Origin of the sequence: Aliidongia dinghuensis (assembly GCF_014643535.1) — a bacterium.
GTDB classification, from domain to species: domain Bacteria; phylum Pseudomonadota; class Alphaproteobacteria; order ATCC43930; family CGMCC-115725; genus Aliidongia; species Aliidongia dinghuensis.
In genome coordinates this window covers 265,185-291,483 of the sequence record NZ_BMJQ01000003.1, presented here as the reverse complement: position 1 = coordinate 291,483, position 26,299 = coordinate 265,185, and the positions used below count along the sequence as shown (strand labels likewise).

At 67.3% G+C, this 26,299-nt stretch carries 23 protein-coding genes; 9 read left to right on the top strand and 14 right to left on the bottom strand.

The annotated features are described in order from the left end of the window. Positions 1–15: 15 nt before the first annotated feature. Complete coding sequence (gene dmeF, locus IEY58_RS07345; protein ID WP_189044104.1) at positions 16–1,299, bottom strand: CDF family Co(II)/Ni(II) efflux transporter DmeF; 1,284 nt, start codon at positions 1,297–1,299, stop codon at positions 16–18. 27 nt (positions 1,300–1,326) lie between these two features. Next, positions 1,327–1,605: a metal/formaldehyde-sensitive transcriptional repressor gene (locus IEY58_RS07340; RefSeq protein WP_189044096.1), complete on the bottom strand. Its 279-nt coding sequence runs from the start codon at positions 1,603–1,605 to the stop codon at positions 1,327–1,329. A gap of 140 nt (positions 1,606–1,745) precedes the next feature. Between IEY58_RS07340 and IEY58_RS07335 the strand changes: the two genes are divergently transcribed. Next, complete coding sequence (locus tag IEY58_RS07335; protein ID WP_229743556.1) at positions 1,746–2,705, top strand: alpha/beta fold hydrolase; 960 nt, start codon at positions 1,746–1,748, stop codon at positions 2,703–2,705. A gap of 42 nt (positions 2,706–2,747) precedes the next feature. On the opposite strand, the gene egtD is transcribed toward IEY58_RS07335, so the two are convergent. The 3 genes from egtD to IEY58_RS07320 form a co-directional block, all read right to left on the bottom strand. After that, the gene (gene egtD, locus IEY58_RS07330; RefSeq protein ID WP_189044094.1) at positions 2,748–3,716 is read right to left on the bottom strand and encodes an L-histidine N(alpha)-methyltransferase; all 969 of its coding nucleotides are present in this window, start codon (positions 3,714–3,716) and stop codon (positions 2,748–2,750) included. A 1-nt stretch (position 3,717) separates the two neighbouring features. Further along, positions 3,718–4,905 (bottom strand): ergothioneine biosynthesis protein EgtB, encoded by a 1,188-nt coding sequence (gene egtB / locus IEY58_RS07325; protein ID WP_229743555.1) that lies wholly within the window; start codon positions 4,903–4,905, stop codon positions 3,718–3,720. 300 nt (positions 4,906–5,205) lie between these two features. Continuing rightward, a complete protein-coding gene (locus IEY58_RS07320; RefSeq protein WP_189044090.1) occupies positions 5,206–5,607 on the bottom strand; it encodes a DUF427 domain-containing protein in 402 nt (133 codons plus the stop codon). A gap of 190 nt (positions 5,608–5,797) precedes the next feature. Here IEY58_RS07320 and IEY58_RS07315 point away from each other — a divergent pair, with 190 nt between their 5' ends. The 5 genes from IEY58_RS07315 (at position 5,798) to IEY58_RS07295 (ending at position 11,887) form a co-directional block, all read left to right on the top strand. Continuing rightward, positions 5,798–6,808, top strand: coding sequence for a glycosyl transferase family protein (locus IEY58_RS07315; protein ID WP_189044088.1), 1,011 nt, complete (start codon positions 5,798–5,800; stop codon positions 6,806–6,808). Positions 6,809–7,028: 220 nt separating this feature from the next. After that, positions 7,029–8,324 (top strand): MFS transporter, encoded by a 1,296-nt coding sequence (gene tcuC / locus IEY58_RS07310; protein WP_189044086.1) that lies wholly within the window; start codon positions 7,029–7,031, stop codon positions 8,322–8,324. An 87-nt stretch (positions 8,325–8,411) separates the two neighbouring features. Continuing rightward, positions 8,412–8,939 carry an isochorismatase gene (locus tag IEY58_RS07305; RefSeq protein WP_189044084.1) on the top strand — a complete coding sequence of 176 codons (528 nt, stop codon included), beginning with the start codon at positions 8,412–8,414 and terminating at the stop codon, positions 8,937–8,939. Between the two features lie 97 nt (positions 8,940–9,036). Then, a complete protein-coding gene (locus IEY58_RS07300) occupies positions 9,037–10,812 on the top strand; it encodes an SLC13 family permease (protein WP_189044082.1) in 1,776 nt (591 codons plus the stop codon). A 55-nt stretch (positions 10,813–10,867) separates the two neighbouring features. Further along, positions 10,868–11,887, top strand: coding sequence for an LLM class flavin-dependent oxidoreductase (locus tag IEY58_RS07295; RefSeq protein ID WP_189044080.1), 1,020 nt, complete (start codon positions 10,868–10,870; stop codon positions 11,885–11,887). Positions 11,888–11,908: 21 nt separating this feature from the next. On the opposite strand, the gene IEY58_RS07290 is transcribed toward IEY58_RS07295, so the two are convergent. The 9 genes from IEY58_RS07290 to IEY58_RS07250 all read right to left on the bottom strand — a co-directional run bounded on the left by IEY58_RS07290 (position 11,909) and on the right by IEY58_RS07250 (position 22,462). Further along, positions 11,909–12,439, bottom strand: a complete 531-nt coding sequence (locus IEY58_RS07290; protein WP_189044078.1) for a PAS domain-containing protein — start codon at positions 12,437–12,439, stop codon at positions 11,909–11,911. A gap of 280 nt (positions 12,440–12,719) precedes the next feature. Then, positions 12,720–13,652: an ABC transporter permease gene (locus IEY58_RS07285; RefSeq protein ID WP_189044076.1), complete on the bottom strand. Its 933-nt coding sequence runs from the start codon at positions 13,650–13,652 to the stop codon at positions 12,720–12,722. Then, a complete protein-coding gene (locus tag IEY58_RS07280; protein ID WP_189044074.1) occupies positions 13,649–14,602 on the bottom strand; it encodes an ABC transporter permease in 954 nt (317 codons plus the stop codon). The genes IEY58_RS07285 and IEY58_RS07280 overlap by 4 nt, the downstream gene beginning before the upstream one ends. Positions 14,603–14,607: 5 nt before the next feature. Then, positions 14,608–15,597 carry an ABC transporter ATP-binding protein gene (locus tag IEY58_RS07275; protein WP_229743554.1) on the bottom strand — a complete coding sequence of 330 codons (990 nt, stop codon included), beginning with the start codon at positions 15,595–15,597 and terminating at the stop codon, positions 14,608–14,610. Next, a complete protein-coding gene (locus IEY58_RS07270) occupies positions 15,594–16,574 on the bottom strand; it encodes an ABC transporter ATP-binding protein (protein ID WP_229743553.1) in 981 nt (326 codons plus the stop codon). Before IEY58_RS07270 ends, IEY58_RS07275 begins: the two co-directional genes overlap by 4 nt. After that, positions 16,571–18,244 (bottom strand): peptide ABC transporter substrate-binding protein, encoded by a 1,674-nt coding sequence (locus tag IEY58_RS07265; protein WP_189044070.1) that lies wholly within the window; start codon positions 18,242–18,244, stop codon positions 16,571–16,573. The genes IEY58_RS07270 and IEY58_RS07265 overlap by 4 nt, the downstream gene beginning before the upstream one ends. Before the next feature lie 69 nt (positions 18,245–18,313). Continuing rightward, the gene (locus tag IEY58_RS07260) at positions 18,314–19,993 is read right to left on the bottom strand and encodes a peptide ABC transporter substrate-binding protein (protein ID WP_189044068.1); all 1,680 of its coding nucleotides are present in this window, start codon (positions 19,991–19,993) and stop codon (positions 18,314–18,316) included. Positions 19,994–20,173: 180 nt separating this feature from the next. Beyond that, positions 20,174–21,388 carry an SPFH domain-containing protein gene (locus tag IEY58_RS07255; protein WP_189044066.1) on the bottom strand — a complete coding sequence of 405 codons (1,215 nt, stop codon included), beginning with the start codon at positions 21,386–21,388 and terminating at the stop codon, positions 20,174–20,176. Positions 21,389–21,607: 219 nt separating this feature from the next. After that, entirely contained in the window at positions 21,608–22,462 is an 855-nt protein-coding gene (locus IEY58_RS07250; RefSeq protein ID WP_189044064.1) for an IclR family transcriptional regulator, read from the bottom strand. 178 nt (positions 22,463–22,640) lie between these two features. Here IEY58_RS07250 and IEY58_RS07245 point away from each other — a divergent pair, with 178 nt between their 5' ends. From IEY58_RS07245 to IEY58_RS07235, 3 genes are all read left to right on the top strand, one after another. Continuing rightward, positions 22,641–24,191 carry an ABC transporter substrate-binding protein gene (locus IEY58_RS07245; protein ID WP_189044062.1) on the top strand — a complete coding sequence of 517 codons (1,551 nt, stop codon included), beginning with the start codon at positions 22,641–22,643 and terminating at the stop codon, positions 24,189–24,191. Between the two features lie 174 nt (positions 24,192–24,365). Further along, the gene (locus IEY58_RS07240; RefSeq protein ID WP_189044060.1) at positions 24,366–25,307 is read left to right on the top strand and encodes an ABC transporter permease; all 942 of its coding nucleotides are present in this window, start codon (positions 24,366–24,368) and stop codon (positions 25,305–25,307) included. Positions 25,308–25,440: 133 nt separating this feature from the next. Then, positions 25,441–26,292, top strand: a complete 852-nt coding sequence (locus IEY58_RS07235) for an ABC transporter permease (protein ID WP_229743552.1) — start codon at positions 25,441–25,443, stop codon at positions 26,290–26,292. Positions 26,293–26,299 lie beyond the last annotated feature (7 nt).

The window sequence follows — 26,299 nt, the reverse complement described above, 5'->3', positions numbered from 1 at the left end:
AGAGGCCGGCGGCGCTCAGCCGCCGGCCCGTCCGTGCACCTCGACGGTCAAGTGCGAGAGCGCGCCGAAACGCGCGAGCCGCGCACGGTAGAAATCGGCGGCACGCAGCCGGCTGGTCGTGACCGACACGATGGCGCCCAGGTGGCCGGGGCCGAGCCGCCAGAGGTGCAGGTCGGTCACTCGGTCTCCATCAGTTTCGATCTCGCGCCGGATCCGGTCGGCCATCTGCCGGTCCGCCGTCTTGTCCAGCAGCACGCCGCCGGTGTCGCGGACGAGGCCGAAGGACCAGTTCGCGATCACCAGCATGCCCACGATGCCCATGACCGGGTCCATGAAGGTCCAGCCGAAGAACTTCGCGAGCAGCAGGCCCAGGATCGCCAGCACCGACACAGCCGCATCGGCGACCACATGGACGAAGGCTGCCCGCATGTTGTTGTCACGATGCGCGCCGCCATCCGCCTCGTGCCCGTGCTCCTCGAAGGCGACCTCGTGGGTATGGGCATGGCCGCTATGGGCGAGGCGAATCTGGGCCGTGAACTCGTGCGGCTCGGGGATTTCTTCGACGGATTCGAGGTAGGCGCCCCGATTGGCGAACGTGAAGGTCTGGCGCGCGCCGCCGGGCCGGACGGTTTCGATCGCCAGGGATTGGCCGCCTGGCACGGGCATCGGTCCCTGGCTGCCTTCAAACCGAGCGCGAAAGCGCGGCGGCACGCCGTCTTCGAACACTTCGAGGAGCAGGAAGCCGTGCCCCGTGTCGATCCGCCGAATCTCATCTTCGTGGTCGCCGTGCTGGCCGTGAGCATGCCCATGACTATGACCGTGGCTGTGACCATGGTCGCCGCCGCTCAACAGCCAAGCGCTGGCGATGTTGACGAGCAGGCCCACGGCGGCGATCGCGATCGCCTGGTTGACATCGATCGCGATGGGGTGAATCAGGCGCGAGACTGCCTCATAGCCGATCAATAGCGCGATCATTGCGAGGATGATGGCGCTGGAGAACCCGGCCAGATCACCGAGCTTCCCGGTCCCGAAGGCAAAGGACGGATCGCTCGCATGGCGGCGGGCGTAGGTGTAGGCCAGTGCGGCGATTAGCATGGCCGCGGCATGGGTCGACATGTGCAGGCCGTCCGCTACGACGGCCAGCGATCCGAACAAGCTGCCGCCGACGATCTCGACCAACATCATCGCTGAGCAGAGCGCGATGACCGCCCAGGTTTTACGCTCGTTCTTCTCGTGCCCCGCGCCCAGGAACACATGGTTGTGGCCCGCGTCCCCGACACGGATCGTGCTGTCACTCATGGCTCTGCCCTCGTTCGGAACTGGCTTTCACTTGAAATAGCTGTGGACGACCTCGACCAGCTGCTCGACGGCGTCCTCCTTCAAGGCGTCCGGATCGCGCTCGCGGTCGACCAGATGGGTGCGGACATGGTCCTCGACCACCTCGGCCAGCAGCCCGTTCACCGCACCCCGGCAGCCCGCGATCATGTGCATGACCTTCTCGCAGCCGAGCTCGCTCTCAAGCGCGCGCTCGATCGCCTCGACCTGGCCGCGGATGCGGCGGACCCGGTTGATGAGCTTCTGCTTCTCTCGAATGGTGTGGCTCAAGGCACTCTCCTCTTTAGGATAGGTAGGTACCCTATATCGAGGCGCGCGACCAGGGTGGATTCCCCAGGTCTGGCCTGCGTTCTCCGGTACACTGCCGCTGCGTTCGCCCCTGCGATCGGAAACAACATGGCCGGAGCACGATGATGACGACTCCCGAAGCGGCACCGATGGGCGTACCGCTTGCCGGCTTCGGCAGCTTCTATGCCGGTGGCCGGCAGGTGCGGATCGAGGGCCAGCCGGTCCGGCGGATCCAGTTCACGCCGACCGTTGATTTCGACTGGGATCCGAACGGCCTGTTCCATATCGAGCAGGCCTATGTGCAATGGTTCGTGCCGGCCGACCGGCGGCACGCGCTGCCTGTCGTCCTGCTGCACGGCGGCGGCTACACAGGCACCATGTGGGAAGCGACGCCCGATGGCCGGCCCGGTTGGCTCATGGATTTCCTGGCCATGGGCCACCCGGTCTATGTCGTCGACAATGTCGAGCGCGGCCGGGCCGGCTGGTGCCCGTTCCCCGAGCTCTGGCCCGGCCCGCCGATCCTGCGCTCCGCGGAGGAGGCCTGGAGCTTGTTCCGGATCGGTGCCGCACCGGATTTCATGGCGCGCCGACCGTTCCCCCGGCAGCGCTTCCCGACCGCCGCGTTCGACGAGATGATCCGCGGCTCGGTGCCGCGCTTCCCGCGCCAGACCGACGATGCGGCGGTGGCCGCGCTCGGCGCGGTGCTGGCGCGGATCGGCCGGCCGGTGGCGCTCGTCGCCCATAGCCAGGGCGGCGAGATCGCACAGCGGGCGGCGCTTACGGCGCCCGAGCAGATTGCGGCGCTGGTGCTGCTCGAAGCCTCAGGCTTCCCCGCGGCGGCCGATGCCGTCCGCTGGCGGGTGCTGCAGGTCGTGGGCGATCATCTGGATGCGACACCGCTCTGGCGCGACCTCGCCGGTCGCTATCGGAATTTCGCGGCCGATCTCACCCGGCACGGCGTGCGCAGCGACGCCTGGTTCCTGGCGGAACGCGGCGTCGCCGGCAATTCGCACATGCTGATGATGGACGACAACAGCGCCGAGCTCGCCCGCGAGGTCGCGGGCTGGCTGCATACAATCTGATCGTCCCATTCCGTCATCCTCATGACGGGAATAGGAGTGTCGTCAATCGGCTCTCAGCATATGGACCGAGAACAAGCCTTTGGGGTCGGTCCAGACGGCCTCAGGGCGATAGCCGGCGTCCGTCGCCATCGCCCGGAACTGGTCGAGCGTGTATTTATAGGAATTCTCCGTGTGGATCGTCTCGCCCTCGCGGAAGCGGAAACGCTCGGCGCCGATGCGGACCTCCTGGTCGCGGCGGCTTACCAGATGCATCTCGATCCGGCCCAGCGTGTCGTTCCAGCGCGCCTCGTGGGTGAACTGATCGAGCGCGAAATCGCCGTCGAGCTCGCGGTTGATCCGGACCAGCAGGTTGAGGTTGAACGCGGCGGTGACGCCGGCCGCATCGTCATAGGCCGGCACCAGGATATTCCTGTCCTTGCGCAGGTCGACGCCGACGACCATGGCCGAGCCGGGGCCGAGCAGTCGGCGGGCGCGCGCGAGGAAGCCGCGCGCTTCCGGGGCCGTGAAATTGCCGATGGTCGAGCCGGGGAAGAACCCGACCGTCGTCTCCGGGTGCACGCCGGCCGACGCCGGCAAGGCGAAGGGCTGGGTATAGTCGGCGCAGATCGGCGCGATCCGGAGTGTCGGGAAATCCCGGGCGAGATCGACCGCGGCCGCCAGCAGATGCTCGCGCGAGATGTCGACCGGCACATAGGCGGCCGGCCGATCGAGCGCCTGCAGCAGCAGGCGGATCTTGATGCCGGCGCCAGAGCCGAACTCGACGAGCCGCGCGCGCGGGCCGATCAGCCGGGCGATCTCGCCGGCATGGGCCTCAAGCAAGGCGAGCTCCGTCCGGGTCGGATAATACTCCGGCAGTTCGCAGATCTGCTCGAACAGGCGCGAGCCTTCGGCATCATAGAAGAATTTGCAGGGCAGGCTTTTCTGCGGCTGGGCGAGGCCGGCGTGCACGGCGGCGCGGAATTCCTCGGTGGAAGGCTCCAGGTCGTGGAGCCGCTCGAGCGCGTTCGACATGTCAGAGATCCTCGGCGAGGCGGAAGCCGCTGAACTGCCAGCGGGCCGACGTCGGAAAGAAGTTGCGGTAGGTCAGGCGTTCGTGGCCGGGCGGTGTCGCGCAGGAGCGGCCGCGCAGCACCATCTGGTTGATCATGAACTTGCCGTTGTATTCGCCGATGGCGCCGGCCGGCGGCCGGAAGCCGGGGTAGGGCAGGTAGGCGCTGCCGGTCCATTCCCAGACGTCCTGGTGGAAGCCAGCAACGAGCGGCCGCGGATGTGGACGCACTTGGTCAATCCAACCGGCTGCTCCACCGTGGTACCGGGCCGCAATCTCCCACTCGAATTCGGTCGGCAGACGCTTGCCGGCCCAAACGGCATAGGCCGCCGCCTCGAAGAAGCTCACGTGGCACACCGGCTCGGCCGGCTCGAGATCGAGTAGCCCGTGGAGCGTGCGGACCTGCCATCGGCCGTCGTGCCGCTCCCAATAAGTGGGCGCCTGCCAGCCTTGGGCCTGCGCCGTCGCCCAGCCTTCGGACAGCCACAGGCTGGCGGTGGTATAGCCGTCGTCCGCCATGAATTCGAGATACTCGCCGACGCTGACCGGCCGGTCGGCGATCCGGCCGCGGGTGATCAGCACCTGATGCGCCGGACCTTCGTTGTCGAAGGCGAACCCTTCGCCGTCGTGCCCGATCTGCCGAATGCCGACCGGCAGATCGATCCAGCCGAGTTTTGGAGCCGAGGCCGCGTCTCGTGCTGGCTGCGGCACGTAGACCGGCGCGAACGGGTTGGCGCCGAACGCGTGCTTGATGTCGGTCAGCAGCAACTCCTGATGCTGCTGCTCGTGGTGCAGGCCGAGCTCGACCAGGGCCGCCAGGGCCGGCGACGGGTCGTCGAGCAAGACCGCCATGGCCTCATCGACATGGGCGCGATAGGCCGCGATCTCCGCGATGCCCGGCCGGGTGATGAGGCCGCGCGCCGGCCGGTCATGGCGCGGGCCGATCGCCTCGTAATAGGAATTGAACAGATAGAAGAACCGCTCGTCGAACGGTCGGTAGGCCGGGGCGTGCGGGCGCAGCACGAAGGTTTCGAAGAACCAGGTCGTGTGTGCGCGATGCCACTTGGTCGGGCTCGCGTCCGGCATCGACTGGACCGTCTGGTCCTCGGCCGACAGGGGGGCGGCGAGCGCTTCCGTTGCCGCCCGGACCAACCTGTAACGCTCGGCTAGCGACGAGGGATCAGCGGACGGAGTAGGGACAGGCGTGGCAGATGCGGTTGCGGCCTGTGCTGCGGACATGCCGTTGTTCTCCCCTCGCATTTATCTTCGGCTCGCATGGCCCGGGCTGGGCCTTTGACGGAGCGATCCGGCAAACAGACCCGTCAACAGATAGTGAGGTTCGATCTCCCATAAACCATTCGTCACGGGGAAGTGTTCCTGTCTGGTGCCACTTGGTGACAAACGGGGCGACGGCGTCGGGTCCGGGCACCCACCGCCGTCAGGCCGCTGGAATCAGGCGGCCGGCCGTTCCTCGATCCGGTCGACGCGGTTCGGATAGAAGGCGAGATGGCCCGCGATCTCGGCGACCGCAGGATAGGGCTGCTCATAGGTCCAGACCGCGGTCACTGAGCGATCGCCGCCGAGCGGGATGCTGTAATAGGCGCAGTCGCCCTTGTAGGGGCAGTAGGTCGCGTGGTCGGTACGCTCCAGCAGCGTCATGTCGACGTCCCGGCGCGGGATGTAGAGCACCGCCGGATAGGTGGCTTCGCGCAGGGTCAGGGCTTCAGTCGTGTCGGCGACGACCCGGCCGGCCAAGGTGACGGTGACCCGAGCGGGATTGCGCTCGATCGTGATCGGATGATCTGGTCCCGGGATCTTCCTCGGCTTGGTCGGCGTGGAGGCTTCGACGGTCATGGAACTCTCCAGCTGGTTTCGGTGGCGATGATCTTTTCGGCGACGATCTTTTCCCGGGCAGACGGCTTGGGCATTGTGCCTATGTGTTCGTCCATATTGCCCTGTCAAGGGCGGGGGCTTGCCCGGACGGGCAGCTTCGCCACACTCTGAGCGCCCGCTCTTCCAGCCCGCTCTTCCAGAAGGAACCCCCATGCCGACTCCGACCGAGCAGCGCTTTGCGGCCTATGTTCAGGCGCTCGGTCGCGGGCCGGGCCGGTCGCGGCCGTTGACGCGCGCGGAGGCGGCGGATGCCCTGTCCCTGATGCTGGAAGAGGGTGCGGTTGATCCGCACCAGGCGGGCGCGTTCCTCATGCTGTTGCGCTATCGCGGCGAGGATGGCGAGGAGCTGGCCGGGCTGGTCGAGGCGGCGCGGCGCGCGGTCGGTGCGGCGCCACCGCCCGGGCGGCAGATCGGTTCCGGGCCGGTCGATCTCGACTGGCCGTCCTACGGCGCCGGCCGGACGCGCGAGGCACCGTGGTTCCTGCTGGCCGCGGTGGCGCTTGCCGCGCACGGCGTGCGCATCGTCATGCACGGCTCCAACGAATTCTCGACCGGCATCGCGGTCGCGGACGGGCTGGCGGCGATCGGCCATCCGGCGGCGCGCGACCGGGCGATGGCGCTCGACCAGCTTGCAGCATCCGGCTTCGCCTATCTGCCGCTCGCCGCTCTCTCGCCGGGGCTCGACCGGCTGCTCGGCCTGCGCGCGCTGTTCGGCCTGCGCTCGCCGATCAATACGCTGGCCCGGCTCATCGATCCGTTCGATGCCCGGGCCGGCATCGACGGCGTGTTCCATCCGCCCTACATCGACCGGCATATCGCGGCGGCCCGCCGGCTCGATCGGCCGCGCCTGCTCGTGATGAAGGGCGGCGGCGGCGAGGCCGAGCGCAATCCCGCGAAGCCGATGGTGGCGCGGCTTCATGCCCGGGCCGCCGAGCCGGTCGAGATCGCGCTGCCGGCGCTCATCGACCGGCAGGCGGCGGAAAGCCTGCCGCTCGGGCTCGACGCGTTCCGCGCGGTCTGGCAGGGCGAGACGGCGCCGCCGGGCGCGGTCGAGACCATCGTCGGCACCATGGCGCTGGGCCTGATCGCGACCGGGCGGGCGGAGCCCGCGACCGCCGACGCGGCTGCGCGGGAGCTCTGGCAACGCCGGTTCGATCGGTAGGCCGCAAGCGATCGTTTGGCGCCGCCAGCCGAGCGCGGTATTTTGCTTTCGAAGGATCGAGACGCTACGGTGGCGAAAAGACGGGACCAGCCGTCGATCCGACGCGGGGAGGATTACGCCATCCGCCGATATCGGTCCGGCGCGCAGCGCACTCGGCCGTCGCCTTGATCACCCGGTGCCGTCCGGTGCCGGTACCGTACGCTTATTGAAGAGAGATTCGATGTCCGCACCCGTCGACCGGAAAGAGAAGTTCCTCGCCATCCTCCGCGTCTCCAGCGGCAACTTCCTGGAGATGTACGACTTCTTCATCTTCGCCTATGTGGCGAAGCAGATCGGCGACACCTTCTTCCCGGGCGGGAGCGACTTCATCAAGCTGATGGCCGCGTTCTCCACCTTTGCCGTCGGCTTCATGATGCGGCCGCTGGGCGCCATCATTCTCGGTGCCTATATCGACCATGTTGGCCGCCGCAAGGGCCTCATCGTGACGCTGGGCCTGATGTCGCTCGGCACGCTGTCGCTTGCGGTGACACCAGGCTACGAGACGATCGGCATCCTGGCGCCGATCATCATCGTGTGCGGCCGCCTGCTGCAGGGTTTTTCGGCCGGCGTGGAGCTGGGCGGCGTGTCGGTCTATCTCTCGGAGATTGCGACGCCCGGCAACAAGGGCTTCTACGTCGCCTGGCAGTCGGGCAGCCAGCAGGTCGCGGTGATCCTTGCGGCCCTGCTCGGCATCCTGCTCAACTACTACCTGCCAGCCGACCTGATGAAGTCGTGGGGCTGGCGCATTCCGCTGTTCGTCGGCTGCCTGATCGTGCCGTTCATCTTCGTGCTGCGCGCCTCGCTCAAGGAGACGGAGGAGTTCGCCTCCCGCAAGCGGCACCCGACCTTGGGGGAGATCTATCGCAGCACCTTCGCGAATTTCGGCCTGGTGATCTGCGGCATGCTGCTCGTGCTGACCACGACGGTGCTGTTCTATTTCATTACCGCCTACACGCCGACCTTCGGCAAGGAAGTGCTGAAGCTGAGCGCGCTCGACGCGCTCACCGTGACGCTCTGCGTCGCCGTCTCGAACCTGTTCTGGCTGCCGACGATCGGCGCGCTCAGCGATCGGATCGGGCGGACGCCCATCCTGATCTTCTGCACGGTGATGTCGATCATCTCGGCCTATCCGGCGCTGAGCTGGCTCATTGCCGCGCCCTCGTTCGGCAACCTCATGGTGGTCGAGCTGTGGCTGTCGTTCGTCTACGCCGCGTACAACGGCGCCATGGTGGTCTATCTGACCGAGATCATGCCGGTTGCGGTCCGCACCGCCGGCTTCTCGCTCGCCTACAGCCTTGCGACCTGTTTCGGTGGGCTGACGCCGCTGATCGCCACTTGGCTGATCAACGAGACGGGCAACCGCGCCGCGGCCGGCTGGTGGCTGTCGATCGCGGGGGTTTTGAGCCTCCTCGCCGTGCTGGCCGCCATGGGCTTCAAGTTCGCCCATCGCGCGGCCGCCGGCGTCAAGACGGCCTGACGACGGACGGGGCCGCGAAAGTGGCCCCACATCCGGCTGGGAAACTGGCGCTCGTACCGGGCAAGCCCAAGGCCTAGACAGGGGCTCATGATGAGCCCCTCCCGCCATGTCCCGCTGGACGGTCCTGCCGACCGATCCGCTGTATTCGAACCCTTCCGGCCCCGGCCGGTCAGCGCGCTCGGCCTCGTCGAGGTGCGCGGCTGGCGCTGGAAGCTCTACGGCATCTCGGCCGAAGGGTCTCGGCCGCGCGACGCTCTCGTGGCCGAGGCGAAGCGCATCGCCGGCCGCGTGATGCCGACTGCTGGGCGGGGGGCGGCCGGGCGGGGGCCTACGCACTACGGCGTCGGCTGGCTCACGGTTCACGAGGGGGCGGCCGGCGACTATGTGCTGGTCGACTGGTGGTCCGACCAGGACATCGTGCAGCATCGCCTCTACGGCGCACCGCGCGGCCAAGGGCCGTTGCGCCGCGGCTGGCCGCCGGGCGCCGCCTGCTGCGTCTTTGAGATGGCGGTCGCCTGGCACGAGCGGCAGGCCTGGGTCCGGCATGTCCTCGCCCAGGCCGCGGCCCCGGACCTCGACGGCTATCTGGCCGATCAGCTCGAAGGGCAGGTCTGAGCGGCGGCCGGTTTCGCTGATCGGGAGAGCGCAAACAGCGCCGCCGTGCGCTATGCTGGTCGGCGTCCCTGCCGCCCCCCGCTCCGGAGCCAAGCCTTTGCCGCTCAACCAGATCGAGGCCTTCGTCATCGTCGGCGCCATGCTGACGCTGTTCGTCTGGGACCGGCTGCGCTACGACCTGGTTGCGGCGCTGGCGCTGCTGGCCGCCATGCTGACGGGGATCGTGCCGGCCGAGAAGGCGTTCGAGGGCTTCGCCAACCAGGTCATCATCATCATCGCCTCGGTCCTGGTCGTGAGCCGCGCGATCGCGCGCTCCGGCATCATCGACACGGCCATGCGGCGGCTGATGCGGTACATTGGCGCGCCGTCACTTGAGGTCGGCATCCTGACCGCCTGCGTTACCTTCCTTTCGGCCTTCATGAAGAACGTCGGCACGCTCGGCATCTTCATGCCGATCGCGATCCAGACGGCTCGGCACAGCAAGCAGCCAGCCTCGATCTATCTGATGCCACTCGCTTTCGGCTCGCTGATCGGCGGCACGATGACGCTGATCGGGACCTCGCCCAACCTGCTGATCTCGACCGTCAGGGAGCAAATCGAGGGCGAACCCTTCCAGCTGTTCGACTTTGTGCCCGTGGGCTTGCCGCTATCGCTGATGGCGCTCGCCTTCCTTGCGTTCGGCTGGCGGCTTCTCCCGCGGCGGACCGGCCAGCGCCCGGCCGAGGGCGCGTTCGACATCGATCGCTATACGACCGAGCTGCGCCTGACCCAGGCCTCGGCCTTCATCGGTCAGACCGTGGCGGCGCTCGAGGCGCTGGGCGAGGGCGAATTGACGGTGGCCGCGGTCATCCGCGCCGGCCGCCGACGCGCCATGCCGCCTGCCCATTGGGAACTGGTCGAGGGCGATCTCGTCGCGGTCCAGGCGGAGCCGGTGCTGCTGAAGAAGCTGATCGACGAGGCCCGCCTCGAACTGGTGCCGGCCGAACATCTGCCCGACGCCGAGCGGCCCAAGGACGACGTGACCGTGGTCGAGGCGGTGGTGACCGAGGACTCGCTCATGGTCGACCAGACGGCGACAGGCTTGCATCTGCGCCAGCGCTTCGACGTCAATCTGCTGGCGGTCAGCCGGGCCGGCGAGCAGGTGAATGCGCGGCTCCACCGCTTGCGTTTCCGGCCGGGCGATGTCGTGGCGCTCCAGGGCTGGGAGACGGACTTGCCGACGACGCTGACTGAGCTCGGCTGCCTGCCGCTCGCCGATCGACGTCTAATGCTCGGGCGGAAACGGACCGGCGTCTGGTCGCTGCTGATCGTGGTCGTCGCCATGCTCCTGGTGACGTTCAAGGTCATCCCGGTCGTGACCGCCTTCTTCGGTTCCGCCGTGCTGGTGGTGCTCACCGGGCAGATCACGCTCAACGACGCCTATGACGCGATCGAATGGCCGGTCATCATCATGCTGGGCTGCCTGATCCCGGTCGGCGAGGCGCTAAAGGAGACCGGCGGCACCGAGCATCTCAGTCACGCGCTGAGCGCGGTCGCCCATATGGTGCCGCCCTGGGTGACGCTGGCACTCGTGATCGCGAGTGCGATGCTGGTGACGCCGCTGCTGCATCATGCGGCGGCGGTCCTGGTGCTGGGGCCGATCGCGGCCTCGGTCGCGAGCAATCTCGGTTTCCGGCCCGACGCCTTCCTGATGGCGGTGGCGCTCGGCTGCTCCTGCGATTTCCTGACGCCGATCGGGCATCAGAACAACACGCTGGTCATGGGGCCGGGCGGCTATCGCTTCGGCGATTATTGGCGGCTGGGCCTGCCGCTCTCGCTCCTGGTCCTTATCGTCGGCACGCCGCTCATCCTCATGGTCTGGCCGTTACACTGAACGATACTGGGGTTCTACATTGAACCACGCGCGGGTTGGCGCCATATCCCCCGCCATGACCGCGCTCTCCCTCCTCGATCTCTCGCCGATCCCCGAAGGCCACGATGCGCGTCAGGCGCTCCTGAACTCGGTGGATCTCGCCCGCCATGCCGAAGGCTTGGGCTACCGCCGCTTCTGGGTGGCGGAGCATCACAATATGCCGGGCATCGCCAGCGCCGCGACCGCGGTCGTCATCGGCCATATCGCCGGGGGCACCCGCTCGATCCGGGTCGGCGCCGGCGGCATCATGCTGCCGAACCATGCGCCGCTGGTGATCGCCGAGCAATTCGGCACGCTTGCCTCGCTCTATCCCGGCCGCATCGACCTGGGCCTCGGCCGGGCGCCGGGTACCGACCAGGCGACGGCACAGGCGCTCAGGCGGACGCTCACGAGCGAGATCGATTCCTTTCCGCAGGACGTGCTCGAGCTGATCGGCTACCTGGGCCCGGCTGAGGCTGGCCAGCGCATCCGCGCCGTGCCCGGCACGGGGACGAACGTGCCGGTCTGGATCCTGGGATCCAGCACTTATGGTGCCCAGCTCGCGGCGGCGTTCGGGCTGCCCTATGCCTTTGCCTCCCATTTCGCGCCGGACCAGCTGGAGGACGCGATCGCGATCTATCGCGAGCGGTTCCGGCCCTCGGCCTATGCGGAGAAGCCGCACGTCATGGTCGGCCTCGGTGCCTTCGCGGCCGAGACCGATGCGGAGGCACGCTTCCTCTTCAGCTCGCAGCAGCAGGCCTTCGCCAACCTGCGTCGCGGCCGGCCAGGTCCGCTGCCGCGCCCGGTCGCGGACATCGCGACGGTGCTCTCGCCGGTCGAGCGCGCCATGGTCGAGCATTCGCTGGGCTTCCGGCTCCTGGGCTCGCCCGAGACGATCCGGCGTGAGCTCGCGACCGTGATCGAGCGGACGCAGGCCGACGAACTCATGGTGACCGGCGCCATCCACGATCACCAGGCGCGGCTCCGCTCATTCGAGATCGTGGCCGAGGCCTTTCGCGCCGTCGCCGGCGGCACGACCAACGCCGCCGCCGACTGAAGCTCGGTCGAGCGAATAGTCTCAGGCGATCGAATAGAACGTGATGTCTTCGTGATGGTGGTCGATCACGGCGCCGAGAGCGCGGGCGTCGCTGATGTTGAGCCGGTATTCGGTCACGCCCAGCACCCCGTCTCCGGTGACCCCGTCGTCGGCTAGCGGCAGTACGAGGCGCTCGCCGGCGCCATGCCGGCCGGTCGACATGTGGACATTGCCGGTCGTGCGCATGATCTTGGGCCCGAGGACGACCGCCTTGTAGCGGTCGTGCACGACCTGCCCGGCATCGGTCGGAAAGCACTCCGGCAGCGATCGGCCACGGATCTCCGAGCCCAGGACCGCGACGATCTCCTCGCCCGCGAGCCGGCCGATGAACAGGTCCTCCGCCCGGTCATAGCGCCAGGCCCAGACTTGCGGCAGGTGCTTGCCGATCACCGCCGCGTCGATGTCGCGCCATGCCGGCATCGGCCGATCGCCCCGCGCGGCGAGCCAATGGGAGAGGACCAGCTTGAGAGCGGGACTTTGGATGACGGTCTGCAGCGACTTTAAGTCGGTCATGCTGATCTTCTGAACGCGCGGGCTGGGGCAGGGCCAACTATATAGACCCCGCGTCGATAAGCGAGCCCGATAGGGGGCGAACGCACGGATTCATCACTGGTTTGCGAGGGGGCAGCTAGTAGGTGTGCAGTCACTGCGTGTAATTTAACCGGGGCAATATGCCTTTGGTTGTCATCAGCTGCTGAAGCTGTCTACCGTGTGATCGCTGTGACTTGACATGTCGTGGCTCAGCGCCTTCGGTCATTGGCTGGTTCTTGATGATGAAGGGGAGGCCGGCTCCTTATCGGGTCGACCTTGGGTCGAATGCGTGCTGCAGGCCGTCGCCAATGAAATTGACCGCGATCACCGTCACGAAGATGAACAGGCCCGGGTAGACGGCGAGCGACGGCGCCGTCGTCACCAGTTCCTGGGCGTTGTTCAGCATGTTGCCCCAGGACGGCGTCGGCGGGACGATGCCGAATCCTAAGAAGCTCAGCACGGATTCGAGCAGGATGACGCGGCCGACCGTGAGCGTGCCGGCGACGATGATCGGCGTCGCCACGTTGGGCAGGATGTGGGTCGCCATGACATAGAGCGGCCCGGCGCCGCTCGCCTGGGCGGCCAGCACGAAGTCGCGCTCCTTGAGGCTCAGGGTCGCGGCACGCACGAGCCGCGCCATCTGGGTCCAGTCGACGACGGCGATGATGACGACGACGCGCCAGAAGCCCGCGGCGCCCGAATGGGCGAATTCGGACGAGAAGCCCAGCTTGGTGAGATCGATCGCGCCGAACACGATCAAGAGCGGCAGGAGCGGCAGCGCGATCATGCCGTCGGTGAAGCGCATCAACAGCGCGTCGAGCCGGCCGCCGAAATAGCCGGCCCAGATGCCGATCGCGAGCCCGACCAGGCCGCCGACAACCGTCGCCAGCAAGCCGACCAGCAGCGAGATCTGGCCGCCGAACATGAGCCGCAAGAGCTCGTCGCGCCCGGCATCGTCCGTGCCGAGCCAATGGTCGGCAGACGGCGGGTCGTAGCGCGAGAGGAGGTCGGTTGCGTCCGGATCGATGCCGCGCCAATGGGCGAGTGGGCCGGCCGCGAGCGTGAACAGCACCAGGAGAACGAGGAGCGCCAGGCTCGCCATGCCGGCGCGATGGCCGCGGAACCGTTTCCAGCGCAGCTTCCAGACCGACTGGGCGGCCTCGATCATGGGGGCGGGCGTGTCGAGCGCGGTCATTTGAGTGAGATCCGGGGATCGAGCCAGCCATAGGCGAGATCGGCCGCAAGCGTGCTGACGAGGGTCACGAGTGTCGCGAACAGGAGGCCGACCAGCGCCAGGTTGTAGTCGTTCGACAGGATGGCGTCGTAGATCATCTTGCCCATGCCCCATTGCGCGAACATGGTCTCGGTCACGAGTGCGCCCGAGAAGAGCGTGCCAAAGCTCAAGGCCATCACGGTTACGACCGGGATGAGCGCGTTCCTGAGCGCGTGGCGGAGCGTGAGCCGGCCTTCGCCCAGGCCCTTGGCGCGCGCGGTGCGGATGAAGTCCATGCGCATGGTCTCGATCATGGCGGCGCGGACGTAGCGGGTGAACTGCCCGGCGTTGGCGAGCACCAGCGTCAGCACGGGCAGGGTCAGGTGACGGGCCTGGTCGAGGAAACCGCCGTCGCCGACCGTCGCCATGCCGCTCGCCGGCAGCCAGTGCAGCTCGACCGCGAACACGATGATGAGGATGAGCGCCAGCCAGAACACCGGCACCGAGATGCCGGCGAAGGCGAACAGGCTGATGATCCCGTCGGCCCAGCCGCCGGGTTTGCGCGCGGCCGCGATGCCGAGCGCGAAGGCGGCCGCGACGCTGATGACGAAGCTGATCAGCATCAGCTTGCAGGTCTGCAGCAGCGCCGGTGCCAGCACGGTCAGCACCGGCTCCGAATGGGTGCGCGAGAAGCCGAAATCGCCGTGGAGCGCGTCCAGGAGCCAGTGCCAGTAGCGGACCGGCAGCGGCTGGTCGAGCCCGTAGATCTGGCGCAGATGTGCAATCACCTCCGGCGTGGCGCCGGGGTTGGACGCGATCATGACGTCGAGCGGGTCGCCCGGCATGAGCCCGATGAGGCCATAGATCACGAAGGACATGACCCAGAGCACGATCAGCGCCTGCAGGCTGCGGCGCAGGATGAAGCCCGCCATGCCGCTCATTCCTTGAAATGGCAGGCGGCGAGGTGCCGGGGCCGTCCGGGCGCCGGCTCGAGTGCCGGCGGCGTTACCCGGCAGATGTCTTGCGCCTTGGGGCAGCGCGGGTGGAACACGCAGCCTGGGGGCGGGTTGAGTGGGCTCGGCATCTCGCCCTTGAGGCTGCGGCCGCGCCGGCGCCGGCCGCGCCCGATGCGCGGCACCGCGTCGAGCAGCGCTGCCGTATAGGGGTGCGACGGCTTCGCGAACAGGTCGGCACGCTCGGCGAGCTCGACCAGGCGGCCCAAATAGAGCACGGCCACCCGGTCGGCCAAGTGGTTCACCACGGCCAGGTCATGGCTGATGAACAGGTAACTCAGGCCCCGTTCCTCCTGGATCGTCTTCATGAGGTTCAGGATCTGGCTCTGGATCGAGACGTCGAGTGCCGACAAGGGCTCGTCAGCGACGATCAGCGCCGGGTCGGGGGCGAGTGCTCGGGCGATGGCGATACGCTGGCGCTGGCCGCCCGAGAATTCATGGGGATAGCGGTTGAGCGCGTCCAAGGGCAATCCGACCTGGCCCACGAGCTCGGCCGCGCGCCGGCGCCGTTCGGCACCGGTGCCGAGGCGCTGGATCCTGAGCGGCTCCGTGATCAGGTCCGAGACCGGCATGCGCGGGTCGAGTGCCGAGAACGGGTCCTGGAACACGATCTGGATCGCCTTGCGCGCGGCCCGCCATTCCGTTTTGCCCATCGGCCGGCCGTGGAACTTGAGCGCGCCTGCGGTGGGATCGCGCAGGCCGGCCACGACCTGGCCCAGGGTCGACTTGCCGCTGCCGCTCTCGCCGACGAGCGCCAGCGTCTCGCCCGGCCGGACCGCGAGGCTGACGTTCTCGACCGCGCGCAGCACCGCCGCGGGCCCGGCGAACAGGCCATGCCGCCCTTGCGGAAAATGGACACTGACTTGGTCGATCTCAATGATCGGTGGTGCCTCGGTCATGGGCATCTCGGTCATTGGGCCACCTTGAAGCAGGCGGCCCAATGGCCGGTATCGACGGGTTCGAGCATCGGCTCCGCCGCCCGGCAATGCGCGTCGGCCTTGGGGCAGCGATCGGCGAAGCGGCAGCCTTGGGCGCCGGCGTCGATGCGCGGCACGCCGCCGGGGATCACCGGCAGGCGGGTCTGGCGTCGGTCCGGATCAGGCAAGGTCGCGATCAGGCCTTGCGTATAGGGATGGGCCGGATGGTCGAACAGGTCGGCTGCGGCCGCGCGTTCGACGATCCGGCCGGCGTACATGACGATGATCTCGTCGGCCAGTTCCGAGACGACGGCGAGATTGTGGCTGATGAACTGGATCGCCATGCCGATCTCGCTCTGCAGCTCCTGCATGAGCTCGACGATCTGCGCCTGGATCGTGACGTCGAGGGCCGTCGTCGGCTCGTCGGCGATCAGGAGCGCCGGCCGGCAGGCGAGCGCCATGGCGATCATGGCGCGCTGGCGCATGCCGCCCGACAGCTGGTGCGGATAGGCCGCCGCGCGCACCCGCGGCGACGAGATGCCGACCGCCTCGATGAGCCCGATCGCTGCGTCCTGCGCCGCGGGCCAGGCGAGGTTCTGGTGCAGCACCATGACCTCGGCGATCTGGGTCCCGATCGGCATGACCGGGTTCAAGGCCGTCATCGGTTCCTGGAACACCATGGCGGCCCGGTTGCCGCGCAGATCGCGCCAGGCCGCGTCGGATTGGCCGATGAGCTCGGTCCCGGCGAAGCGGATCGAGCCGGTGACCCGGCCGGGCGGCGGCACGAGCCCCATGAGCGCCAGTGCCGTCAGGCTCTTGCCGCAGCCGCTCTCGCCGACCACGCCCAGGGTCCGGCCGGCGTCGAGGCTGTAATGCAGCCCTTCGACGGGTTTGCGCAGCGCGCCGTCGATCCGGAACGTGACCGTCAGATCCTTGATCTCGATGAGCGGGTGCGGCGTGGCAGCGCCGGTCACGGGCGCCCCTCCGCGTGCCAGTTCTCGGCCCACATGCACGAGAGATCGCGGTGCCCGGTCGGCTCGTAGCCCTTCAGCCACTTCGGCACGACATGGGCCTCGGACGCGAAGAACAGAGGGATGGCCGGCACCTCCTCGGCGTAGATCTGCTGGGCGGTCGCCCAGGCGGCCTTCTGCCGCGCCGGGTCGAGCTCGCTCTCCAGATATTGGATGACTGAGTCCATGGCTGGATTGGCGAAGGCGACGTAGTTGGCGCCGCCGTAATTGTTGTGCGCGGTCGGGATCTGGCCGCTGCTGAGCGTCATGCCCGGGGATTCGGTGACCGCGCTCGACCAGCCGTAGATCACCATGCCGGAATAGGTGCGTTTCTTCATCGTCTCGCCGAAGAAGGTGCGCGGCGGCTCGTTGCGGATCGTCGCCTCGACGCAGGCGGCCTTCCACTGGCTCTGCAGCATCTGCTCCTCGAGCTCGCGCAGCCGGTTGCCGGCCGTCGTGGTCAGCTCGAACGACAGGCGCGTGCCGTCGGCGTTGCGGCAGATGCCGTCGGGCCCCGGCGTCCAGCCGGCCTCGGCCAGGAGGCCCTTCGCCTTGGCCAGATCATGGGCATAAGGCGGCGTGTCCTTGGTGTAGTTCGGATTGAGTGGATTGACCCAGGTGGCCGCCACCGTCTGCTGGCCCTGGAACAGCTTCTGGTTCATGGCCGCGCGGTCGAGCGCATAGACGAGCGCCTGCCGGACCCGCACATCCTTGAAGATCGGATTGTCCTTCTGGATGTCGATATGCTCGTAGATGAGGCTCGGCCGGAACACGTAATTGAGCGTGTCCGAGTGACGCCGGCGCAGGTCCAGCACCTGGTCGATGGTGAGGCCGATACCTTCGCCCGGCACCATGCTGACGTCGCCCGCGAGCACGCTCGCCTGCAGTGCCGCCGTGTTCTCGATATGCTTCAGGACGATGCGCTTGAAGCCGGGCCGGGTGCCGGACCAGTAGGGGTTCGCCTCGAGCACGATCTGCTCGCCGGACTGGTACTGCACGATCTTGTACGGCCCGTCATAGAGGCCGGGCGTGGTCGGCGCGCGGTTGTAGAGCGTCGCTTTCAGATAGTCGCCGGCGCCGGTCGCGTTGGCGTAGACCGGCCCCTCGACATGTTCCGGCAGGATCTGGTCCCACTGGTTGTAGGAGGTCGTGACGCTGCCCAGATGGACGACCGCGGTGTGGTCGTCGACCACGTCGACCGCGACGGCGCGCGTCCAGGAATTGACGTTCGAGAAGCCGGAGCTCGGGTCCCGGCCGACCTTCCAGGTGAAGGCGATGTCCTCAGCCGTCACCGGCACGCCGTCGGACCATTTGAGATCGGGCTTGAGCTTGATCGTGACCGCCATGCCTTTCCGGCCGTCGGGCAGGTTCTCGATCCGGGCAAGGCCGTTCTCGATCGTCGGCAGCACGGCGCACAGCAGGCAGGAATTCTTCCAGTCCTTGTCGAACGCGGTTATCTGCCGGATCGCAAAGCCGTCGGTATAGGACTTGACCGTCTCGGCATCGATGTCCGGATGCAGGCTCGAGGGGAATTGCGCGATGCCGATGGTGAGCGTGTCCCCGCCCGCCCGGGCGGCGGGCGCCGCGAGCAGCAGGGCCGAGCCCATCAGGCAGGCGGCTAGGGGACGCCGCATGACCGACGGCCGCCGCAGCCCGCCGACGCGTGGCGGGCCTTCACGGGACAGGGTGCGCGGAGGACGAGGCTACTCCGCATGCCAGTTTTCCGACCGCATGGCGGCGAAATCGCCGTGGCCGGTCGGCTCGTAGCCCTTGAGCCACTTCGGCACGATATGCGGCTCGGCGCGGAAGAACAGCGGCACGACCGGCATCTGGTCGGCATAGACCTTCTGGGCGATCGCCCAGTCGGCCTTCTGCTTCGCCGGGTCGAGCTCGCTTTCGATCCGGCCGATCGCCGCATCCATGTCCGGGTTCGAGAAGGCGATATAGTTGGCGCCACCGTAGTTGTTCTGCTCGGTCGGGATCTGGTCGGATCCCAGCGTGCGGCGCGGCGATTCGGTGACGTTGCTCGACCAGCCGTACATGACCATGCCCGGATAAGTCCGCTTCTTCAGCGTCTCGCCGAAGATCGTGCGCGGCGGCTCGTTCTTGATCGTCATCTCAACGCAGGACGCCTTCCACTGGCTCTGCAGCACCTGCTCGACCAGCTCGCGCAGCCGGTTGCCGGCGGTGGTCGAGAGCTCGAACGAGAGCCGGTCGCCCGCGGCGTTGCGGCAGATGCCGTCCGGGCCGGGCGTCCAGCCGGCGTCCTTCAGCAGGCTCTTCGCCTTGGCCGGGTTGTAAGGATATTCCGCTGTGTCCTTGGTGTAATTTGGATTGAGCGGATTGACCCAGGTGGCGGCGACCGGCTGCAGGCCCTGGAACAGCTTTTCCGTCAGGGTTTTACGATCGAGCGCGTAGACGAGCGCCTGACGCACGCGCACATCCTTCAAGACCGGGTTGTCCTTCTGGATGTCGATGTGCTCGTAGGTCAGGCTAGGCTTGAAGACATAGGTGAACTGGTCCGGGTGCTGCTTCTTCAGGTCGAGTACCTGGTCGATGGTGAGGCCGATACCCTCGCCCGCGACCATGTCGACGTCGCCGGACAGGAGATTCGCCTGCAGCGCCGCCGTGTTCTCGATATGCTTCAGCACGATGCGCTTGAAGCCGGGCTTGGGGCCGGCCCAGTAGGGATTGGGCTCGAACACGATCTGCGCGCCCGACTGGTAGTCGGTGATCATGTAGGGCCCGTCATAGAGCCCGGCCGTCGTCGGCGCACGGTTGTAGAGCGTTGCCTTCAGATAGTCGCCGGCGCCGGTCGCCTTTGCATAGATCGGGCCCTCGACATGCTCGGGCAGGATCTCGTCCCACTGGTTGTAGGACGTCATGACGCTGCCGAGGTGGATGACCGCCGTGTGGTCGTCCACCACGTCGACCTTGGTCGCGCGCGTCCAGGGATTGACGTTCGAGAAGCCCGAGTTCGGATCGCTGCCGACCTTCCAGGTGAAGGCCAGGTCCTTCGCCGTCACCGGCACGCCGTCCGACCATTTGAGATCGGGCTTGAGCTTGATCGTGACCGCCATGCCCTGCTTGCCGCCGCCCAGGTCCTCGACCTTGGCGAGGCCGTTCTCCATCGTCGGCAGCTCGGCGCAGATCAGGCAGGCGTTCTTCCAGTCCTTATCGAACGCAGTCACCTGCCGGATCGCAAACGCGTCGGCGTATTTCTTCACCACCTCGGCATCGATGTCCGGATGCAGGCTCGACGGGAATTGCGCGATGCCGATGGTCAGCGTGTCGTGAGCCGCGAGCGCCGGCGCAGTCGGGGCGAGGAGGGCGGCCAAGCCCAAGGTGGCAAGCCCGAGGACGGGTGCTAATCGAAGCGGCATGACGAACGGATCCCTCTGAGCTATCGCGTTGAGAGCCAACAGGTTAGGAGGGAAGCAGAGGGGTGGGCCGGCCGTCAACAGCGCTGCGGTGTAAAGGCGGCTGCCCGCCACCGAAAGGTGGGCGGGGACGGGAAGGTGGGCGGGGACGGGGCGGCCGCCGCCCCGTCCGTTACGCGGTCCCTATTTCTTCGCGGGCGTGCCGATCCAGGTGAGGAACGAATTCCACAGGTCCGAAGGCATCAGCCAGAGGCCAGAGACCGTCGTCGGCAGCTTGCCGTCCCAGCGCCCGGTCGCATCCAGCACCGCCTTGGTCTGGAGCGTCGCCAGCACCGGCGCGATCTTCTCGGCGGTGTAGCGGTCGTTGATCGCCGCCTGCACGTCGTGGTCGAAGGTGAAGGTGCCGGCCCAGCCGATATAGTCGATCGTGATGCCGCGGGCGGAGAAGAAGCCGCTGGCCTCGGTTTCGACCGCCTTGATGATGGCGCCAGCATCCTGGTTGACCTTGTCGAGCCCGCGCGCCGAAATCTGCTGGCACACGATCGACTGCACCTTGCCGCGGCCGACGCTGTCCATGGTCTCGGCCAGGCTGCGGCCGAAATAGACCGAGCTGAAGATGACCTCGGGCCGGGACATGTCGCCGACCGGCGGCTTGACGCCGAAGTAATAGAGGTACTTGGCCGCATTCTCCTCTGTCACCGACGCGGCGATCGCGATCTCGACCGTGACATTCAAGCCCTCGGCACTCTGGCACGGGATGGATTCGTTGCGCGCGGAGGTGCCGCGGTCTTTGGCGGCAACCCATTCGCGATTGTACGGCGTCCGGTCGACGATGATCAGCCGGCCGGCCGGCACGTAATAGTCGGACCAGGCACCGGAGCCGCTCAGTTTCTGGTGCGGAATGTTGAAGCGCTTTGCCGCGACCTTGTTCGCGTTGAGATAGTCGGCCGAGCCGAACTTGCCCTGGCTGTCCCGGTTGTCGCCGACATCCGGAATGTAGAATGCTGACTGGTTCGGTAGGATGAAATAGGCCTCGGTGTAGTCGTTCTTGTCGTAGTAGGCGAACGCATGGCCCGACCAGAGCAGCAGGGCCGGGACGAGGATGAACTTCCGCACGTCTCGGCCTTGCGCGATCAGCCGGCCAAGCGGCTCCCGCCAAATCCACAGCAGCAGGACGACGAGCGTCAGGCTCGCAAGCCCGCCCAGCCACGAGAACAGCCGGAAGCCGGCCGTCGTGGAGACGAAGCCGCTGTCGGTATTGGCGAACTGGCTGACGGCGAGCTTGCCGGTCTCGAGCGTGGCGGCGGTGTCGAGGGAGAAGGAGAACCAGCCCCAGATCGATACCAAGACAATGGTGATGACCAGCCTGGCGAGGGGGAGGGGTGTCGGGGTCTGCATGATGTCACCGAAGAATCGGACCTCTTGCTGACTACCATGATATGGCGAGCCGGCCACGGGCGCGCGGTCGGCGCCATCGAAGGCAAGGGCCGTGGCTTCTTGAGGCTCGATATCGGGGAAGGGGTGTCTGGCGCCGCGCGGGGCTCGCTCTAAAAGCGGGACTTCACGTAATATGAGAGCGGCCGGATGGATTTCAACTCGAATCCGCCGGCCGGCAAGTCAGCGTCGCTGCGGCGCCGAGAGCGAACGGCCGCTCTGGATCAGGAGGTCGAGCAGGCGCCGGCGCTCCTCGTCGCCCTTGTCCGCGGTTGCGACGAAGCAGATGGTCGCGATCGTCTGCCCATTCGGGTCCTTGACCGGTGCGGCCATGCATTGGGTGAAGCTGTCGACGAGCCCGGTCGTGATGCAGAAGCCGTCGGCGCCGGCCTGCTCGATCTCATGATGGAACGCGTCGAAATCGAGCTGCCGGCCGTTCGGCAGCGTCAGGTCCTCGGGCGGTAGGAACCGCCGGAGCGCTTCCTTGTCGAGATGGCCGAGGAGCAGCCGGCCCGACGCGGTCCACGGAATCGGCACCTCGATGCCGATGTCGGAGCTGATGCGGAACATCTTGGTACCGCTCCGCATGTGGACGACCGTGTACTTGTTGCCCTGCAGCGTGCAGAACTGCGTCGTCTCGCCCGAGAGCTCGGCCAGGCGCTGCACTTCTTCCCAGGCGCGCTTGGTCAGGTCGTTGACGCTCAAGTAGTCCGCCGCCCAGAAATGCACGGTGCGGCCGAAGAACACGCGGCCCTCCTCGTCGTAGCTTTCGAGGATGCCAGCTTCGATGAAGCGGTTGACGAGCTCGTAGGCGGTTGAGCGCGGCGCCTTGATGCGGCGCGCAAGCTCGCCGATCTTGAGCGGGCCGCGGGCGGCATGCAGGCATTCGAGCAGCTCGATCGCCCGATCGATGCCGCGCGCACGGGTCGAGCCGGGTGCCGCGCCGTCTGCCTGTTCGCCGGCTGCTTGTTCCCCGGCTGCTTGTTCCCCGGCTGCTTGTTCCCCGTCGATCGTCTTCAGCCGTCCGTCCGGCGCCATCGTCATCTCTCCTGCCTCATCTGCTCCAGTAACAGATCGGACCGGCCCCCTGTCAAATTCGTTGCAAGGGGCCGACGAAGAGACTACGGTCTCTTTGTCCAGTATACAAGAACTAAGTCCGATATTTCGGACAAACAAGTGGAGGCGGCGGCACGAAGCCGCGCGACGGAGGGGATCGATGCTCTCATTCAAATCAGGCTTCACCGCGCTCGCCGTGGGCGGCGCGCTGCTGCTGGGGCAGGTGCTGGGTCAAGCGCCCGCCCAGGCCCAGACCAAATCCGCCATCGACATCGCGACCATCGGCGAACCCGGTCCGCTCGATCCGGTGACGGTGACCTCCGATCTGGTCAGCATCATCACGCAGCATGTGTTCGAAACGCTCTACGCCTTCGACGGCAAGTGGGAGGCGGCACCCCTCTTGGCCTCGGCCCTGCCGCAGATCTCGGACGGCGGTAAATTCTACACCATCCCGCTCCGGGAAGGTGTCAAGTTCCACGACGGCAGCACCATGACGGCGGACGACGTGGTGACCTCGCTCAACCGCTGGCTGAAGGCGAGCCCGCGCGGCAAGCTCGCGGCCCCGGCGGTGGATGCGGTCGCGGCCAAGGATGCGAAGACGGTCACGATCAAGCTGAAGCAGCCGTTCGCGCCGCTCCTGGCGCTCCTCGCCATGAACAACGGCGCCGCCGCGATCATGCCGAAGGCGTTGGCGGAGACGACCGACACGCTCAAGACCTACGTCGGCACCGGCCCCTACAAGATCGTCGAGCAGAAGCCCGACCAGTATATCCGCATGGCCCGGTTCGACGGTTATCAGTCGCCGCCGGGAGCGGCGAGCGGCTATGCCGGGGCGCGCAAGGCCGAGATCGAGGAACTGCGCTTCGTGCCGGTGCCCAATGCCACGACCCGCGTCGACGGCATGCTTGCCGGCCAGTACCAGTTCGCCGATTCGTTGCCGACCGAACTTGCGCCCAAGCTCAAGGGTGCCGCCGGCGTCGAGCCGATCATGGTGAAGCCGTTCGGCTGGGCGCTCGTGATCTTCAACCAGAAGACCGGACCCATGGCCAATCCGCTGGTACGCCAGGCGGCCCAGGCGGCGCTCACCCCCGAGGACATGCTCTTGGCCGCCTTCGGCGACCCGGCGTTCTTCGAGGTCGAGGGCTCGATCTATCCGAAGGGCACGCCGTTCTACGACGAGGCGAGCGTCAAGGGCTACAACCAGCACGATGCCAAGAAGGCGGCGGCGCTCCTGAAACAGGCCGGCTACAAGGGTGAGCCGATCAAGATCCTGACCTCGCCGCAGTACGACTTCCTCTATAAGATGAGCCTGGTCGCCCAGCAGAACCTGCAGGAGGCGGGCTTCACGGTCGACCTGCAGGTGCTCGACTGGGCGACGCTGCTCTCGAAGCGCAGCGATCCGGGCGCCTGGGACGCGTTCTTCACCTATCACACCTTCGTGCCGGAGCCGACGCTCATCACCATCATGAACCCGGCCTATCCGGGCTGGTGGGACACGCCGGAGAAGAAGGCGGCACTCGACGCGTTCAACACCGACACGGATCCGGCGAAGCGCGTCTCCGACTGGAAGGCGATCCAGGGCCTGTTCTATTCCCAGGTCCCGGCGGTCAAGATCGGCGAGTTCTATAATCTCGCCGCCCGCTCGAAGAAGCTCACCGGCTACACGCCCGTGCCCTGGCCGTTCTTCTGGAACGTCAAGGTCGGCGGGTGATCACGGGATGGCCGGCTTAGCTTTCCCGTCATTCCCGCGCAGGCGGGAATCCAGGGTTGCCGCAATGGCTGGCAGTCCGTCGCTTGCCCTGAATCCCCGCCTAGGCGGAAACTCTGGTTTCCGCCCGGGGGATGACGGGATAGGGCGGGGCGGAGAGGCGCAGGGCAGTTTGCCATGACCGCCTATCTCTCCCGCCGCTTCGCCGGCATGGCTGTCGTCATGCTGATGGTGGCCGCGATCGTGTTCGTCATCGCGCGCGTCGTGCCGGGCGATCCGGCGGCGGTCATGCTGGGCTCGAACGCGACGCCGGCCGATGTGGCGGCACTCCGGGCCCAGCTCGGGCTCGACCGGCCGCTGCCGGTGCAGTTCGTGCTCTACCTGCGCGACATCCTGTCGTTCGACCTCGGCAACTCGATCTTCCTCAACCGCCCGGTGATCGACGCGCTCTTGGACCGGGCGGAGCTTACCAGCTGGCTCACCGGCATGTCGGTCATGATCGCGGTCCTGATCGGCGTGCCGGTCGGCGTGCTGGCCGCGGTCCGGCGTGGCACCCTGCTCGACCAGGCGGTGACGGCGGTCTCCATGCTGGCCGCGAGCCTGCCGAGTTTCTGGGTCGGCCTGACGCTGATCGAATATTTCGCGGTCCGGCTCGGCTGGTTCCCGGTCGCGGGCTACGGCGATCCAGGGGCCGCCCTCGGTGCGCGCCTCCATCACCTGGTGCTGCCGGCGGTGGCACTGGGCCTGCCCAATTCGGCGCTCATCATCCGCTTCACCCGAACCAGCATGCTCGACGTGCTGCACGAAGATTATGTGCGCACGGCCAAGGCCAAAGGGCTTGGGCCCGGCGCCGTCATCGTCAAGCACGCGTTCCGCAACGCGCTCATCCCGGTGCTGACCGTGATCGGCCTTACCATCGCGACGCTGATCGGCGGCGCCATCGTGACCGAGACCGTGTTCGGCCTGCCCGGTGTCGGCAACCTGATCGTCTCGGCCGTGCTCCGGCGCGACTACCCGGTGATCCAGGGCGCGCTGCTCATCATCTCGGGCCTCTATGTGCTCATCAACTTGGCGGTCGACCTGCTCTACGCCGTCGTCGACCCGCGGGTGCGGTACTGATGACTCTCTGCTTGTACCTCTTCTATCCGTCATCCCCGCGCAGGCGGGGATCCAGGGCAAGCGACGGGCTGCCAGCCATTGCGGCAACCCTGGATTCCCGCGTGCGCGGGAATGACGGGGAAGGAGCGTAGCCGTGGCTGGTCGCTCTCCCGCCGCCCTTCTGCTGAAGCGTCTCGTCCGCCGGCGCATCGTGGTCGTGGCCTTGGCGCTGATCGTCGTCATCGTCGGCTCTGCGATCCTGGCACCCTGGATCGCGCCCTATGCGCCGACCAAGATGGACATCGCCCACCGCCTGAAGCCGCCGGTCGGGCTGCATTGGTTCGGCACCGACGATTTCGGCCGTGACGTGCTGACCCGCACGCTTTATGGCGCGCGCCTGTCGCTCGCGGTCGGCGCCATGGTCGTCGTGCTGGCGAGCGTGCTCGGCACGGCGCTGGGTCTCTTCGCGGGCTATGTGCGCAAGCTCGACACGGCGCTGATGCGCTTCACCGACGCGCTCATGGCTTTCCCGGACATCCTCTTGGCGATAGCACTCCTGGCTGGTCTCGGCCCGTCGCTGTTCAACGTCGTGCTGGCCTTGGGCATCGTCTATACGCCGCGGGTGGCGCGCGTCGTGCGCGGGGCGACGCTCGTGCTGCGCGAGCTGCAGTTCGTCGAGGCGGCGCAGGCGCTCGGCGCCTCGGACCTGCGCATCATGCTGGTGCATCTGCTGCCGAACCTGATCTCGCCGCTTCTCGTCCAGGCGACCTTCATCTTCGCGACGGCGATCCTGACCGAGGCGGCGCTCTCCTTCCTCGGCGCCGGCGTGCCGCCGACCACGCCCACCTGGGGCAACATGATCGCCGGCGCGCAGCAGTACATGAACCAGGCCGACTGGCTGATCCTCGCCCCGGGCCTCGCGATCGTGCTCACGGTGCTGTCGCTGCAGATCCTGGGCGACGGGTTGCGCGACGCGCTCGATCCGAAAATCCAGCGCCTGATGTGAGGCATCC